The organism is Bradyrhizobium sp. 40 (assembly GCF_023100925.1).
GTDB lineage: Bacteria > Pseudomonadota > Alphaproteobacteria > Rhizobiales > Xanthobacteraceae > Bradyrhizobium.
This window is the reverse complement of sequence record NZ_CP064688.1, coordinates 6,289,946-6,303,580: the sequence shown is the minus strand read 5'-3', so window position 1 is coordinate 6,303,580 and position 13,635 is coordinate 6,289,946. Positions and strand designations below refer to the sequence as shown.

At 65.0% G+C, this 13,635-nt stretch carries 16 protein-coding genes and 2 pseudogenes; 10 read left to right on the top strand and 8 right to left on the bottom strand.

Annotated features, from left to right (window positions below; genetic code table 11):
- Positions 1–5: 5 nt before the first annotated feature.
- Positions 6–737: a dienelactone hydrolase family protein gene (locus IVB40_RS30200; RefSeq protein ID WP_027520357.1), complete on the bottom strand. Its 732-nt coding sequence runs from the start codon at positions 735–737 to the stop codon at positions 6–8.
- A 169-nt stretch (positions 738–906) separates the two neighbouring features.
- On the opposite strand from IVB40_RS30200, the gene IVB40_RS30195 reads away from it, so the two are divergent.
- The 4 genes from IVB40_RS30195 to ychF all read left to right on the top strand — a co-directional run bounded on the left by IVB40_RS30195 (position 907) and on the right by ychF (position 3,930).
- Positions 907–1,158, top strand: a complete 252-nt coding sequence (locus IVB40_RS30195; protein ID WP_007596812.1) for an accessory factor UbiK family protein — start codon at positions 907–909, stop codon at positions 1,156–1,158.
- 285 nt (positions 1,159–1,443) lie between these two features.
- On the top strand, positions 1,444–2,163 hold the full coding sequence (locus IVB40_RS30190) for a 50S ribosomal protein L25/general stress protein Ctc (RefSeq protein WP_027565369.1): 720 nt from the start codon (positions 1,444–1,446) through the stop codon (positions 2,161–2,163).
- Positions 2,164–2,221: 58 nt separating this feature from the next.
- Positions 2,222–2,827 (top strand): aminoacyl-tRNA hydrolase, encoded by a 606-nt coding sequence (gene pth / locus IVB40_RS30185; protein ID WP_018453522.1) that lies wholly within the window; start codon positions 2,222–2,224, stop codon positions 2,825–2,827.
- 5 nt (positions 2,828–2,832) lie between these two features.
- Complete coding sequence (ychF, locus tag IVB40_RS30180) at positions 2,833–3,930, top strand: redox-regulated ATPase YchF (protein WP_027565368.1); 1,098 nt, start codon at positions 2,833–2,835, stop codon at positions 3,928–3,930.
- A gap of 47 nt (positions 3,931–3,977) precedes the next feature.
- Here the strand turns inward: ychF and IVB40_RS30175 are convergent, their stop codons facing one another.
- Positions 3,978–4,274 carry a DUF4282 domain-containing protein gene (locus IVB40_RS30175; RefSeq protein WP_007596805.1) on the bottom strand — a complete coding sequence of 99 codons (297 nt, stop codon included), beginning with the start codon at positions 4,272–4,274 and terminating at the stop codon, positions 3,978–3,980.
- A 177-nt stretch (positions 4,275–4,451) separates the two neighbouring features.
- On the opposite strand from IVB40_RS30175, the gene IVB40_RS30170 reads away from it, so the two are divergent.
- The 3 genes from IVB40_RS30170 to IVB40_RS30160 all read left to right on the top strand — a co-directional run bounded on the left by IVB40_RS30170 (position 4,452) and on the right by IVB40_RS30160 (position 5,731).
- Entirely contained in the window at positions 4,452–4,904 is a 453-nt protein-coding gene (locus IVB40_RS30170; RefSeq protein ID WP_247817181.1) for a MaoC family dehydratase, read from the top strand.
- Positions 4,904–5,386, top strand: coding sequence for a MaoC family dehydratase (locus IVB40_RS30165; RefSeq protein WP_247817180.1), 483 nt, complete (start codon positions 4,904–4,906; stop codon positions 5,384–5,386). The genes IVB40_RS30170 and IVB40_RS30165 overlap by 1 nt, the downstream gene beginning before the upstream one ends.
- Before the next feature lie 198 nt (positions 5,387–5,584).
- Positions 5,585–5,731 (top strand): hypothetical protein, encoded by a 147-nt coding sequence (locus IVB40_RS30160; RefSeq protein ID WP_007596790.1) that lies wholly within the window; start codon positions 5,585–5,587, stop codon positions 5,729–5,731.
- Positions 5,732–5,772: 41 nt separating this feature from the next.
- On the opposite strand, the gene IVB40_RS30155 is transcribed toward IVB40_RS30160, so the two are convergent.
- The 5 genes and pseudogenes from IVB40_RS30155 to IVB40_RS30135 form a co-directional block, all read right to left on the bottom strand.
- Positions 5,773–5,910 (bottom strand): hypothetical protein, encoded by a 138-nt coding sequence (locus IVB40_RS30155; RefSeq protein ID WP_007614812.1) that lies wholly within the window; start codon positions 5,908–5,910, stop codon positions 5,773–5,775.
- Between the two features lie 283 nt (positions 5,911–6,193).
- The gene (locus IVB40_RS30150) at positions 6,194–6,616 is read right to left on the bottom strand and encodes a hypothetical protein (protein WP_007614810.1); all 423 of its coding nucleotides are present in this window, start codon (positions 6,614–6,616) and stop codon (positions 6,194–6,196) included.
- A 336-nt stretch (positions 6,617–6,952) separates the two neighbouring features.
- A complete protein-coding gene (locus IVB40_RS30145; RefSeq protein ID WP_247817179.1) occupies positions 6,953–7,870 on the bottom strand; it encodes a hypothetical protein in 918 nt (305 codons plus the stop codon).
- Between the two features lie 213 nt (positions 7,871–8,083).
- A complete protein-coding gene (locus tag IVB40_RS30140) occupies positions 8,084–8,524 on the bottom strand; it encodes a nuclear transport factor 2 family protein (RefSeq protein ID WP_018453530.1) in 441 nt (146 codons plus the stop codon).
- A gap of 218 nt (positions 8,525–8,742) precedes the next feature.
- Positions 8,743–9,189 (bottom strand): annotated as a pseudogene (locus IVB40_RS30135) (nuclear transport factor 2 family protein); the annotation flags it as partial.
- A gap of 261 nt (positions 9,190–9,450) precedes the next feature.
- On the opposite strand from IVB40_RS30135, the gene IVB40_RS30130 reads away from it, so the two are divergent.
- From IVB40_RS30130 to IVB40_RS30120, 3 genes are all read left to right on the top strand, one after another.
- On the top strand, positions 9,451–9,693 hold the full coding sequence (locus tag IVB40_RS30130) for a hypothetical protein (RefSeq protein WP_247357983.1): 243 nt from the start codon (positions 9,451–9,453) through the stop codon (positions 9,691–9,693).
- Between the two features lie 120 nt (positions 9,694–9,813).
- Positions 9,814–10,200 (top strand): hypothetical protein, encoded by a 387-nt coding sequence (locus IVB40_RS30125; RefSeq protein WP_027565364.1) that lies wholly within the window; start codon positions 9,814–9,816, stop codon positions 10,198–10,200.
- A 7-nt stretch (positions 10,201–10,207) separates the two neighbouring features.
- The gene (locus IVB40_RS30120) at positions 10,208–10,573 is read left to right on the top strand and encodes a hypothetical protein (RefSeq protein WP_247284281.1); all 366 of its coding nucleotides are present in this window, start codon (positions 10,208–10,210) and stop codon (positions 10,571–10,573) included.
- Positions 10,574–10,637: 64 nt separating this feature from the next.
- Here the strand turns inward: IVB40_RS30120 and uvrB are convergent.
- Positions 10,638–13,615 (bottom strand): annotated as a pseudogene (uvrB, locus tag IVB40_RS30115) (excinuclease ABC subunit UvrB).
- Positions 13,616–13,635: the final 20 nt, after the last annotated feature.

Here is a 13,635-nt window from a genome sequence, read left to right as displayed (position 1 = left end):
TATGTCTAGACGAGATTGCGGCGATAGAGCGCCAGCAGACGCTCCCAATGCCGCTCGGCGGCGTCGCGGTCATAGACCGGACGCTTGGGAAAGGCGAAGCCGTGATGGGTGCCGGGATAGATCTCGACTTCGGCTTTGGCGCCGCTCATGCCCTGCTTCACCTTCTCGATGATCTCGGCGGGCGCGTAGATGTCGGTCTCGGCGCAGGCGAAGTAGAGCTCGGCCTTGGTCTTGGCTGCCGCGAGATGCGGGCTGTCGTCCTGGTCGGTTGCGAGCTGCGTGCCGTAGACCGAGGCGGCGGCCTTGACGCGATCGGGGAAATGCGTGGCGGCGTTGACGGCGTAGCGGCCGCTCATGCAGTAGCCGACGGTGCCGATCAGTTTGGTGTTCGCGGCCGCCTGGCCCTCGGCATAGGTCAGCAGCGCGCGCGTGTCGTCCATGATCATGGGGATCGTGAGCGATCCCATCAGCGCGAACATGCGCTTCCGCTCCGGCGCGTTCGGATCGGCCGGCAGCGCGCCGAGCTCCATCACCCCGGAACGGTAATAGAGGTTCGGCAGCATCACGTAATAGCCCGATGTCGCGAGCCGGCGCGCCATGTCGCGCAGCTCTTCGCGGATCGCCGGCGCGTCCATGTAGAACAGGATGACCGGAAACGGCCCGCCGCGTTCGGGATGGCTGATGAAGGTTGCGGTGTGACCGTCCTTGGTGGGGATCGCGATCTGCTGGTCGATCATCTCGAGCGCCTTTTGTGATTCTTCTTATGCAGGGACGTTGAATACGATTGCAAGGAAACCGGGGCATGACAAGGATACCGCCGATCGGCCCTTGAACCGGCCCAAACGGATTGCCATTGTCTTCCCGCGCGTTCGCGCAGAGTTCATCGAAAGCCGCCAGGAGACCGACATGACCCAGACCAACAACCGGTTTTTCGACGAGATCGGCCGCCTGATGAACGACGCCGCCGGTGCCGCGCAGGGCGTCAAGCGCGAGTTCGACACGGTGATGCGCACCCAGGCCGAGAAATTCCTTCGCGACATGGACCTGGTCAAGCGCGAGGAGTTCGAGGCGGTCAAGGACATGGCGCGCCTGGCGCGTGAGGAGAACGAGGCTCTGAAGGCGCGCATCGCGGCGCTGGAGGCCAAGCTCGGCGGGTAGGGAGGGAATCGTAGCCCGGATGGAGCCAACGGGTCGGCGCGAAGCGCCGCCCGATGACAGGCTTCGCGCAATCCGGGGTGTTCCAGCGGCGTACGTCCCGGATCACGCTGCGCTCCGTCCGGGCTACCGACACCTTCCGGCAGCCCATTCTCCTTGTCATTTCCGCGTCTTCCGGGTAAAAGCCCGCCACGTCCGCAGCCCCCGCACCCCTGGAGGCTTGCTGCGGCGTATGCCATGGGCCGCGTTGCGGCCCATTAACTTTTGCAAAAACAAGGACTTAACGTTATGGCGACCGTCAAGGAATTGAAGGCGACCGCACGTCCGAAGAGCGGCAAGGGGGCCGCCCGGGCTGAGCGTCGCGCCGGGAGAGTGCCCGGAGTGATCTACGGCAACAACCAGCCCCCGCTGACCATCTCGGTTGACGATCGCGAACTGCGCTCGCGCATCCTCGCCGGCCGGTTCCTGACCACGCTGGTCGACATCGACCTCGAAGGCAACAAGCACCGCGTGATTCCGCGCGACTACCACCTCGATCCGGTCAAGGACTTCCCGATCCACGTCGACTTCATGCGGCTCGGCGAAGGCGCCACCATCCGCATCAGCGTTCCCTTGCACGTGGTGAAGGCTGAAGGTTCGCCCGGCGTGAAGCGCGGCGGCGCCGTGAACATCGTTGCGCACGCGATCGAGCTCGAGTGCGGCGTGGAGAACATCCCGCAGTTCATCGAGGCCGACGTCGGGTCGCTCGAAATCGGCCACTCGCTGCATCTCTCCGACATCAAGCTGCCGGCCGGCGTGAAGGCGCTGACCGCCGAGGACGCGACCCTCGTCACCATCGTGCCGCCGTCCGGCTACGCCGAAGAGCAGAAGGCCGCGGCTGCTGCTCCGGCTGCGGGTGCTGCTGCTCCGGCGGCTGGTGCTGCTCCGGCTGCGGGTGCTGCTGCTCCGGCAGCGGCTGCCAAGGCCCCGGCTGCCAAGGCTCCCGCCGGCGGCGACAAGAAGAAGTAATCTCTCAAAGCTGGCGCGCGGTCCCTGACCGCGCGCCGAGCGAGGGGCGCGCCGCGTCATGCGACTGTTTGTTGGGCTCGGCAATCCCGGCCCGAAATTCGCACGTAACCGGCACAATGTCGGCTTCATGGCCGTCGATGAGATCGCGCGGCGTCATGGTTTCGCGCCTTGGCGCCGCAGGTTTCAGGGCGAGACCTCGGAAGGCACGCTCGGCACCGAGCGCGTGATCCTGCTCAAGCCGATGACCTACATGAATGACTCCGGCCGCAGCGTTCAGGAAGCGGCAAGCTTCTTCAAGATCGCGCCGGGCGACGTCACCGTATTCCATGACGAGCTCGAACTGCCGCCGGGCAAGGTGCGGGTGAAGATCGGCGGCGGCATCGCCGGCCACAACGGCCTGCGTTCGATCTCCGCCCATATCGGCAACGAGTACCGCCGGGTGCGGCTCGGCATCGGTCACCCCGGCGTCAAGGAATTGGTGCACGGCCACGTGCTGTCGGACTTCGCTAAAGCCGACAACGACTGGGTGGCGACGCTCTGCGACGCGGTGGCCGAGCACGCGGCACTGGTTGCCAAAGGCACCGACGCGACTTTCGCCAACAGGGTGCACCTCGCCATGCAGGCGAAGGGATTTTTGACCAAGGACGACAACGGCAAGGAATAACGCTCGTGGGATTTAAATGCGGGATCGTCGGATTGCCCAATGTCGGCAAATCGACCTTGTTCAACGCGCTGACCGAGACGGCCGCGGCGCAGGCGGCGAACTATCCGTTCTGCACCATCGAGCCGAATGTCGGCGAGGTCGCGGTGCCGGATCCGCGGCTCGACAAGCTCGCAGCGATCGCCAAGTCGGGCCAGATCATCCCGACCCGGCTGACCTTCGTGGATATCGCCGGCCTCGTGCGCGGCGCGTCCAAGGGTGAAGGCCTCGGCAACCAGTTCCTCGCCAACATCCGCGAGGTCGACGCCATCGCGCATGTCGTGCGCTGCTTCGAGGATTCCGACATCACCCATGTCGAGGGCAAGATCGCCCCGCTCGCCGACATCGAGACCATCGAGACCGAGCTGATGCTCGCCGATCTCGACAGCCTCGAGAAGCGCGTCGACAATCTGTCCAAGAAGGCCAAGGGCAACGACAAGGACGCCAAGGAGCAGCTCGACCTCGTCAATCGCACCCTGGTGCTGCTGCGCGAGGGCAAGCCCGCGCGCCTCGTCGAGCGCAAGGCGGAGGAGGAGCGCGCCTTCGGCATGCTCGGCCTGCTGTCGTCCAAGCCCGTGCTCTACGTCTGCAACGTCGAGGAAGGCTCGGCCGCATCAGGCAATTCGTTCTCGAAGGCGGTGCAGGACCAGGCTGCCAAGGAAGGCGCCATTGCCGTCGTCATCTCGGCAAAAATCGAGTCCGAGATCGCCACCATCTCACGTGACGAACGCGCCGACTTCCTGGAGACGCTGGGTCTCGAGGAGGCCGGCCTCGATCGCCTGATCCGCGCCGGCTACACGCTGCTCGACCTCATCACCTATTTCACGGTGGGCCCGAAGGAAGCACGTGCCTGGACCATCTATCGCGGCACCAAGGCGCCGGGCGCGGCCGGTGTGATCCACACCGACTTCGAGAAGGGGTTTATCCGCGCCGAGACCATCGCGTATGAGGACTACATCACGCTCGGCGGCGAAGCCGGCGCCCGCGATGCCGGCAAGCTCCGCCTCGAAGGCAAGGAATACGTCGTCGCCGACGGCGACGTGATGCATTTCAGGTTCAACACGTAAGATTCCGGAGTTCGTCCCCCGGACGCACCGTCCGGGACACGGAAGCCTCACCGTACCCCGCCGCCCTGATCCCTGATCGCGCCGAGATGCTCGTTGATGCGGAAAATGATCAGGATCAGCTCCGCGATGATGCGCGAGAACACGATCCCGACGACGACGCTCGCGATCGACGACAGCAGCATCAGGAAGCCGCCGAACGGGCTGATCGCCATCATCGCGAGGCCGGAGAAGATGCCGGAGAGGCCGAACAGGCAGATCAGCGCGATCACCAGCCAGTAGAAGGTCTTGATGATCGTCGGCGTGATGAAGCGGTCCCATTGAAACAGGTCGCTGAATGAAAACATTGCTCTCCCCAGGGCAATTCAGGTGTTGTCGGGCCTTGCAAATGGATCGCGGCCCCTGCTCGATCCGACTCAAGACCAACGCCGTGCGCCGAATGTAGCACGAGCCATGCGGGCCGGCGGGTTGAGATTGCCGCAAAGTGCGGCCACAATCTGTCATTCCCTCAAACCTTTCCCAAGATGACCCTGACCTTCGAAGATTTCCCGCCCGGCCGGTTCGGAACGTTCGGCCCGCGCCATGTCACGCGGGACGAGATCGTGGCCTTTGCCGCCGAGTTCGATCCGCAGCCGATGCACCTCGACGAGGAGGCCGCCGGCAAAAGCATGCTGCGCGGCCTGTCCGGCTCGGGCTGGCATCTCTGTTCGCTGATGATGCGGATGATGGCCGACGGTTTCATTACCCGCGCCGCTTCGCTGGGACCTCCCGGCGTCGATGAGGTGCGCTGGCTGTCGCCGCTCAGACCCGGCGACGACCTCATGCTCGACGTCGACGTCGTCGAGGCCCGCACCTCGAAGAGCCGGCCGGAGCTCGGCATCGTCAAGTTCAAATGCACCGTGCGTAACGCGGCGGGGCAGGCGCTGTGCGAGATGACGTCGCCGATCCTGATCAAGCGGCGCGAGGGAGCGGTCTGATGCCGTTTTTCGAGGAGATCGAGACTGGGCATCGCCGCGAGATCGGCGCCTATACGTTCACGGCCGAGTCGATCAAGACATTCGCCGCAAAGTTCGATCCGCAGCGTTTTCACCTCGACGAGGAGGAGGGCAAGAACTCGCTGTTTGGCGGGCTCGCGGCCTCGGGCTGGCATGTCGGCTCAGCCTGCATGAGCCTGCTTGTCGCCGACGGCCAGCGTCTGGCGCGGGAAGCCGCCTCGCGCGGCGAGGAGGTCGCGGTGTGGGGTCCGTCGCCGGGCTTTCGCGACCTGCGCTGGATCAGGCCGGTGCTCGCCGGCGACATCGTCACCTACGTCAACGTCGTCATCGACAAGCGCAGCTCCGCCTCGCGACCCGGCTGGGGCATCCTGACCGCGCGCACCACCGGCACCAACCAGCGCGGCGAGGACGTCTACGCCATCACCGCCAGTGCTTTCGTGCCGATGCGTGCGAACGGCGGTTAGATTCGTTCCAGGATGAACGGCAAAAACAGCGCGCGAGTGTTGCCCCCGCGCTATGGACGCGATTCCGGGTGGCTGCCATAAGCCTGCGCAACATGGTTTTCCCGCGAAGCAGTTCGCGGAACCATCGAGTTGCTAACCAATTATGAACCTGTCGCTGTCTATTTGAACGAACTGGGCAGAGTACAGGGGACGAGGACCATGGCAGACCGCGGCGCACTCAAGCTGGTCGGATTCATCTTTGCTACCGCGACGCTGGCCGTGATGCTGGTCGCGGGCATGGTGGTGAAGGGCTATGCCGACGGTGCCTACACCCTGGAAGCTTCGACCGTGGAAGCCGCCCGGTAAGACTTCGTTAACTCCGCGGGGCCGCAACGCGGCCTCCGCCTTCAGCGGCTATAGACGAACGCCAAGATCGCGATCGCAACCGCCAGCAATCCGACAAAACGCAACATGATCGTGCCGAACTGGTTCGGCGCGGGCCGTAGCGGTATCGGGTCCGTGGTGTCGGGCCGAATGCTTTCCATGACATGTCCCCAGGCCCGGCCGCGATGGCAAGAGCGCTTGGCGTTAGTCGCCGGGTGGATGCGGGAAGTTCAAAATCCTCCGCTGTCGTGCCCCGCGAAAGCAGGGCATCCAGTACGCCGGGGGCTCTCGGTTCTAGCCTCGCTGCCTCTGGAATACTGGATCACCCGCTTTCGCGGGTGAAGACACTTTTCATGGGGCGCGTGCGCACCGTCGCACACCCACGAATCCAAACCGCCGCGCCCCTTTCGGAACGCGGCGGCTGGTGATGCGTGATGTCAGCGATCAGCTGTTGCGCAGGCCGTCGGCGGCGCGCTTCCACTGCGAGACGTTGTCGGCGATCATGCGGGTCGACTTCATCGCGGCCTGGCTGAGCTGGGCGTAGCCGGAGATCTCGCGCTGGACGCGCTGGCCTTCGGCGTGGAGCAGGTCGCGCAGGCTCTCGAGCTCGGAGATCAAATTCTCGATCTCGGCGAGGGAGGTGCCGGCGACGCGCTGGATCAGCGAGTTGACGTTGGTGACGGTGGCCTCCGCGCTCGGGTCGAGCGGCGGCGCGTCCGTGGCGGTCGCTGCCGGACGGCGCAGATAGGCGATGTCGTTGCGGACGAAGTCACGGATGCCTGCTTCGACTTCCGTCACTGCGGCGAGGTTGGTGTCGATGGTCTCGGTCTCGGTGCCTTCGGTCTTTTCCGGACGCATGGCGTTCATCGTTGTTCCCCTGTTCGCGTTGAGCGCAGCGCGAGTGTCCCCCGCACGACGACGTCAGTCTGGGACTAGGGCGTCGGATTTTGGCCGCAACTTGGCCGAGGTGCGGCAAGGGCGGTCCATTCGTGGGCTTTGCCGTGGCGTATGGTTACGGGAGTCTGAATGCTGTCCGCGGAGAGGGAACCAATCTCCTCATGGTGAGGAGCGCGAAGCGCGCGGCGGACGGTGCTGCGCACAGCCGCGAGAACCATGCAGGCCCGGCTGTCGCCGCGGGGGCCTCGATCCTTCGAGACGCGCGCAAGCGCGCTCCTCAGGATGAGGAGAAAGATTCGCGCCGACCTACCAGCTCTTCTTGAAACCCGCCGTCAGGCTCTTGTTGATCGCCCCTTGCGAGGTTTCGCCGACCGAGCCGGAGACGGTGACGTTGTCGAAGAGCTTTTGTTCGGCGCCGACCTTGCGCAGCCATTTGTCGTCGGTGGTCGACAGCGACTGGCCTGCGGTGATGCTGGTGCCGGTGTCGGTGAGGGTAACCTTGGCCGACTGGTCGGTCTCGTAATTGCGCGTGATGTGACCGCCGACGCCGGGGAGCGCCATGGTGCCCTGCTGGTTGACGCTGTAGCCGTTCTGCAGCGTCAGCGACGTGTCGCCCGTCAGCGGCACCGACTTGGTCAGCGAGGCCCCGAGCTTGCTCTGTTCGGCGCCGGGATCGACGCGGGCCTCCACAGCGGTCTTGTCCCAGATCGCGCCCGCGCCGGGCGCGGTCGCGGCCGCCCAGGCGCTGCCGGACGACTGAGGCACGCTGCCGCCATTGGTGGCCTTCTGCGCCAGCAGCTCGGACATCGTCCGCGGCTCGCTCGTCACCGTCATGTCGGCGCCGATGCGGGCGTCCCAGAATGAGGATACCGACTGCTTCACAGTCACCGCCGAGGAGCCGTTGGCGTTGGCGTTCGTCGCCCAGTTCAGCCCGTCCTTGGCGGCGGCCTGGGCGCGCTTCTTGGCGGCGATGATGTCGTTGAGCGTGCCGGCGTCGATCGCGAGCTGGCCCCAGTCGAGCTTGTCGACGTCGATGCCGCTCAGCACGTCGGGGTCGTTGACGTCGGGGGCCTCCGCCCCCTCGGCCTCGTCGTCGGACGCTGCGGCCGGGCCGGGGGAGAAGGGCGGAATGATCTGCGCCGACACCGTCAGCACCGAGCCCAAGATCAAAGCGGCCGCCAGCATCGGCAGCCTGGTCCAGCCAAACCCTGTCGCGAATTCCATCGTCCTGCCCGTCAGCCCAGTCCCGCCGAGGATGCGGAACCATCGTTGCGAAATTGTGGCGGTTCCAACAAACGCGAACCAACGGGCCGCGCGAAAGGCGCGCGCCCGATGGCGAGCTTCTCCACGATTGCATCCGGCGGGGCTGGAGGCCAGGACGCGTCGCCGAGAGCATCAGCCATCGGTCCCGAACAGCGGGGCCCGTTGGTGTTCCGTTCAGCCGACGCTGGTCATCTTCGGCAGATGAATGGCGCGGCCGAGTGCCTGCTCGACCAGATCAAACGTGTCGATCAGCACGCGCATGCTGGTGAGCTTGCCCGCCCTGAACTGGGCGAACTGCGCCACCCGCAAGCTGATCGGCTTGCTGGAATCCAGCGCGGTCAGCGAATAGCGCAGCATCGAGGCGGCGGAATCAACGCCCAGCATGATGCTCTCGCGGTCGAAGCGGCGGACCTGGAAGTTGTCGGCGAACTGGCGGATGACGTCGAGCACGGCGTCCTTGCCCTGGCGCGCGCCGAGGAACGGAAACATGTCGATCGGGCCGTAGAGCGCCCACTCGACGTCCTCGTCGATCAGGGCCTCGATGTCCTCGAAATGCCGGTCGTTGATCGCGCGGTGCAATGCTCGCGAGAAACGCCAGAGGCTGTGCTCTGTCATTTTGGGCAGTCCTGAAGCTGGCTTGCGAAAAAACGAAAAACAACCCCAAGCGCACAGGATAGGTGCCGCGGGGTCGCTCAACTCATTTGTATACGAACAAAATACGCCAATTCGGCCAAAACGCAATTCACGTTTTCGCAATGCACAATTGATCGCGGCGTGTGAGATTTACAATAGAACCCCGTATTTTCCCGGTCCGGGCCGGTTTGGAGAGAGGCCCCGTCCACCCGCTCGCCCACGATCAGCGGGCCGATCTCACGTTCCAGCACCTGCTGCACCAGGTCGTAGGAATCGATGATCTCGCGGATCTGCGCCACCTGGCCGTTGCGGAAAGTGTAGAATATGGCCATGTCGACCTGAATGATGCGGTCGTTGCTGCGCTTCCTGAAGAACACGCGCAGATAGGCCGCGACCGCGTCGCCTTCGGCGATGATCTGCGGCACCTCGTAGCGGATCTCGGCGTATCGCTCCTGCACGGTGCGCCAGAATTCGCCGAGCTCCTGCTTGCCGTGGCAGGGGCCCATGTGGGGCAGCACGTCGATCGGCGCGTGGGTGAGGAAGTCGACGTCGTCGGTGCAGCACGACAGCGCCGCCTCGAGATCGCTGCGCGCGATCGCGTCGAGCAGATGCAGCACACGCTGGCGATTGAGCTTCTCGACCGTCATTCCGCCCGTCCTCATTGGCCGTGTGGAGCTTGCGCCGAGCTAATGCGCGGCCTCGGATACCGGCAATCCGCAAACCCACAGGGAATATTGCAGACGTATGACGCGCAAGCGCAATGCCAGGTTCATGACTGCAATTGAGGGTTGAGCGACCGGGCGCCTGCACGAATTCGCGTGGCTGGCGTGGACGCAGGAAGCGAACGCGGAACCGGGACGTGCCCGTGCCTGTTGAGGTCGCAAGACCGCATCCGGAGACATCGATCCATGAAATCCCTCGCCGCCATCGCCGCCGTACTTCTCATCTGTGGCGCGACTTCCGCCGCCAACGCCAAGGGCTGCATCAAGGGCGCCGTCGTCGGCGGTGTCGCCGGCCACTATGCCGGCCATCACGGCGTCCTCGGCGCCGCCGCCGGCTGCCTCTACGGCCGCCACCATGCCAAGGAGCAGCAAGAGCAGGAGAGGCGGCAGCAACAGCAGAGCCAGGTGAACGGGCAGGGCAAGCTGTAACCCCTGGTCATTCGGGGCGCGCGCGCCTTGTTCCCGCAGAGGAAATGGGCGTGACGCATCTCACATCAGGCCCTCCTGATGGCGGCTAGATTCATCCGCATGTCCTCAGGGAGACGTGCCATGGCCGCCATCGCTAGAGTCAGAAAGTCCAGCCTGCATAACGCGCTCGAAGGCCTCGCGCTGACCGCGACGCTGCAAAGCTTCCCGACCTTCGCCGCCGCCGCCTTCCTGCTCAAGCTGGTCGGCAATCACGACCTGGTCGGCGATCCCGGCGTCGCCATCTTTGTCGCCATCGCTTCGCTCGCCCATGCGCTGCTTGCGGTGACCTTCGGGCCGAGCTTCCCGACCTTCTTCAAGACCGTCTACGAACCAAAGTTCTTCGAGGCCCATCTGTCGCTCACCGACAAGATCACGGCATGGCGAACCCAACCGGTCGCCTCGTTGCAACTCATGACCATCGTGCTGCTGCTGTCCGTGATGGCCGTGGTGACGGCGAGCGTGGGGTGATCGCATCATGCCCTTCATTACCGCGTCGAAATCGGGCCCGCTAAACTGGCTCGAAGGCTTTGCGCTCACCGCGATCCTGCAGGGATTTCCAATCTTTGCCGCGGCGTCCCTGATGGTGAAGCTCCTGGGCAACCATCATGGCGGCAATCCCATGCTCACCATCACCATGGCGACGACCTTCTACAGCTTCCTCTCCATCTGGGCAGGATCGACATTCCCGGGATTTGCAAAGAACGCCTACGAACCGCTGTTCTTCGACGCCAGCCTGTCCTTCTCCGACAAGATCGCCCGCTGGCGCGCCAAGCCCGCGACGTCGATGCAATTAGTGGCCTCAGTGCTGCTGTTGTCGCTGCTGGCGGCAAGCGTTGGGTGAGCTCGCGTTCTCATCATTCTCGCCGCCATGAACAACCATCGGCGGCGCCGGCGCTCTGCACCCCCTACCTCTTCTTCCACCCACCCCTATGCCCCGGCGCCCTCCGCTCGACCGCGGCGATGGCCCGAACTCCGGCCCCGACTGCCTTGAGTCCGTCGGCTGGATGATGCGGCTTTCGCCGCCGAACGGCTTTGACGGCAGCGCGCGGTCGGCGCGATAGGGCAGGGATTCCGGGCCGTGCATCTCGTCGAGATGCGGCTTGTGCACCTTCGAGCCGCTGCCGCCGCCGCTCGCCTTCAGCGCGGAGCTCACGGTCTTTTTCTTCATGGCGCTTACCGGCAAATTGGCGGCGTCGCCGTATTTCTTCGCGCCCGCATAGGCGCCGGCCTTGCCCTGCACCGTGCGCTGCTTGACGGTGGGATCGTCGACCACGGCGAGCTCGGTGGCGCGCAGGCGCTTGACCTCGTCGCGCAGCCGCGCGGCTTCCTCGAAGTTCAAATCGGCGGCGGCCTCGCGCATCCTGGTCTCGAGATCGCCGAGCACGGCTTCGAAATTGTGGCCGATCGAGATGACGTCGTCGGTCATGTCGTGGCCGCCGATCTCCACCAGCACATGATCGCGCTCGTAGACGCTGTTCATGATGTCGCCGATCGACTTCTTGATGCTCTCCGGCGTGATGCCATGCGCCGTGTTGTACTCGACCTGCTTCTCGCGACGGCGATCGGTCTCGGCGATGGCGCGCTCCATCGAGCCCGTCATCTGGTCGGCATAGAGGATCACCTTGCCGTCGACGTTGCGCGCGGCGCGGCCGATGGTCTGGATCAGCGAGGTCTCGCTGCGCAAGAAGCCTTCCTTGTCGGCGTCGAGGATCGCGACCAGCGCGCATTCGGGAATGTCGAGGCCTTCGCGCAGCAAATTGATGCCGACCAGCGCGTCGAACGCGCCGAGGCGCAGATCGCGGATGATTTCGATGCGTTCGATGGTGTCGATATCGCTGTGCATGTAGCGGACGCGAATGCCCTGCTCGTGCAGATATTCGGTCAGATCCTCCGCCATGCGCTTGGTCAGCACCGTGATCAGCGAGCGGTAGCCGGCTTGGGCCGTGGCGCGGACCTCGCCGACGAGATCGTCGACCTGGGTGCGCGCCGGGCGGATGTTGACCGGGGGATCAATCAGGCCGGTCGGGCGGATCACCTGCTCGACGAACACGCCGCCGCTCTCGTTGATCTCCCAGGCGCTGGGCGTGGCCGAGACCGCGACCGTCTGCGGCCGCATCATGTCCCATTCCTCGAAGCGCAGCGGACGGTTGTCCATGCAGGAGGGCAGCCGGAAGCCGTATTCGGCGAGCGTCGCCTTGCGGCGGAAGTCGCCGCGGAACATGCCGCCGATCTGGGGAACGGTGACATGGCTCTCGTCGGCGAACACCAGCGCGTTGTCGGGCACGTATTCGAACAGCGTCGGCGGCGGCTCGCCGGGCAGGCGCCCGGTGAGATAGCGCGAATAGTTCTCGATGCCGGCGCAGCTTCCTGTCGCCTCCATCATCTCGAGGTCGAAGGTGGTGCGCTGCTCCAGCCGCTGGGCCTCAAGCAGGCGGCCCTGGTCGTGGAGCTGGTCCAGCCGCATCTTCAATTCGGATTTGATCGACTTGATCGCCTGCACCAGCGTCGGGCGCGGCGTCACATAGTGCGAGTTGGCGTAGATCTTGATGAATTCGAGCTCGTCCTGCTTGTGGCCGGTGAGCGGGTCGAACTCCTCGATGGTCTCGACGGTGTCGCCGAACAGGTTCACGCGCCAGGCGCGGTCTTCATAGTGCGCCGGAAAGATGTCGATGACGTCGCCCCTGACACGGAAGGTGCCGCGGGTAAAATCGGCCTGGGTGCGCTTGTATTGCAGCGCGACGAGGTCGGCGATGAGCTGGCGCTGGTCGATGCGCTCGCCCTTCTTCAGGGCAAAGGTCATCGCGGTGTAGGTTTCGACCGAGCCGATACCGTAGATGCAGGACACCGAGGCGACGATGATGACGTCGTCGCGTTCGAGCAGCGCGCGCGTCGCCGAGTGGCGCATGCGGTCGATCTGCTCGTTGATCGAGGAGTCCTTTTCTATGTAGGTGTCGGTGCGAGGGACATACGCTTCGGGCTGGTAGTAGTCGTAATAGCTGACGAAATACTCGACCGCGTTGTCGGGGAAGAAGCTCTTGAACTCGCCATAGAGCTGGGCGGCGAGCGTCTTGTTCGGCGCCAGGATGATGGCGGGGCGCTGCGTGGCCTCGATCACCTTGGCCATGGTGTAGGTCTTGCCGGAGCCGGTGACGCCGAGCAGCACCTGAGAGCGGTCATTGCGATTGATGCCCTCGACCAGCTCGGCGATCGCGGTCGGCTGGTCGCCGCGCGGCTCGTAATGCGACTTGATCTCGAAGCGCACGCCGCCTTCGGACTTTTCCGGACGCGGCGGCCGATGCGGGGTCCACACCCTGGTGGAGCCGTCGTCCTTGCGGAACTCCGGCCGGCCCTCGCGGATCAGCGATTCCAGCGCGTCGGCGGTCGCCTTGACGCCGAGCGCCTCCATCTTGCTGCGCGGCGGACGCGCCAGGGCTTCGGCATCGTCCTCTTCCGTGGGAAGGCCGAGCTGACGGGCCAGTTCCGGATCGAGCGTCGGGATCGTGGCCGCGGTTCCGTAATTGGCCTGCGGTGCCTCGTCGAAGCCCGCGTCGCGGGCGCCGGGCGGCTGCGGATTGGGCCGCAGCGGCATCGGCCGTGTATTGTCTTGCGGAAACTCCTTCGGCGTCGAGGTCCGCGCGCGATGCGCGGCGGCCTCGCCCCCGGAGCGGCGGTCGCGCGAATTGTCCGGCGGCGGCTGCAGGCCGGTGCCCGATCCGAGCCCGGCATCGCCGCGATTGATTGCGGGATTGAGCAACTCGGCCAGCGCCGGCCCGATCGGCTGCACGTCGGGGCGAGACGCCTTGGAATTGGGCGCCTTCGCGTTCGGAGCCTTGGTCTTGGGGGATTTTCCGGATTTTTCGGAGGAAGCAGTTTTCTTCGCCATGCTCCGAATATGGGGCGAGT

Bases quoted from the DNA above. Each gene is read 5' to 3' on its own strand.
- IVB40_RS30165 (WP_247817180.1), top strand. From the start codon at position 4,904: ATGCCGTTTTTCGAGGAGATCGAGACTGGGCATCGCCGCGAGATCGGC.
- IVB40_RS30170 (WP_247817181.1), top strand. From the start codon at position 4,452: ATGACCCTGACCTTCGAAGATTTCCCGCCCGGCCGGTTCGGAACGTTC.
- IVB40_RS30175 (WP_007596805.1), bottom strand. From the start codon at position 4,274: ATGTTTTCATTCAGCGACCTGTTTCAATGGGACCGCTTCATCACGCCG.
- IVB40_RS30160 (WP_007596790.1), top strand. From the start codon at position 5,585: ATGGCAGACCGCGGCGCACTCAAGCTGGTCGGATTCATCTTTGCTACC.
- pth (WP_018453522.1), top strand. From the start codon at position 2,222: ATGCGACTGTTTGTTGGGCTCGGCAATCCCGGCCCGAAATTCGCACGT.
- IVB40_RS30125 (WP_027565364.1), top strand. From the start codon at position 9,814: ATGGCCGCCATCGCTAGAGTCAGAAAGTCCAGCCTGCATAACGCGCTC.
- IVB40_RS30200 (WP_027520357.1), bottom strand. From the start codon at position 737: ATGATCGACCAGCAGATCGCGATCCCCACCAAGGACGGTCACACCGCA.
- IVB40_RS30190 (WP_027565369.1), top strand. From the start codon at position 1,444: ATGGCGACCGTCAAGGAATTGAAGGCGACCGCACGTCCGAAGAGCGGC.
- IVB40_RS30120 (WP_247284281.1), top strand. From the start codon at position 10,208: ATGCCCTTCATTACCGCGTCGAAATCGGGCCCGCTAAACTGGCTCGAA.
- IVB40_RS30195 (WP_007596812.1), top strand. From the start codon at position 907: ATGACCCAGACCAACAACCGGTTTTTCGACGAGATCGGCCGCCTGATG.
- IVB40_RS30145 (WP_247817179.1), bottom strand. From the start codon at position 7,870: ATGGAATTCGCGACAGGGTTTGGCTGGACCAGGCTGCCGATGCTGGCG.
- IVB40_RS30130 (WP_247357983.1), top strand. From the start codon at position 9,451: ATGAAATCCCTCGCCGCCATCGCCGCCGTACTTCTCATCTGTGGCGCG.
- IVB40_RS30150 (WP_007614810.1), bottom strand. From the start codon at position 6,616: ATGAACGCCATGCGTCCGGAAAAGACCGAAGGCACCGAGACCGAGACC.
- IVB40_RS30140 (WP_018453530.1), bottom strand. From the start codon at position 8,524: ATGACAGAGCACAGCCTCTGGCGTTTCTCGCGAGCATTGCACCGCGCG.
- IVB40_RS30155 (WP_007614812.1), bottom strand. From the start codon at position 5,910: ATGGAAAGCATTCGGCCCGACACCACGGACCCGATACCGCTACGGCCC.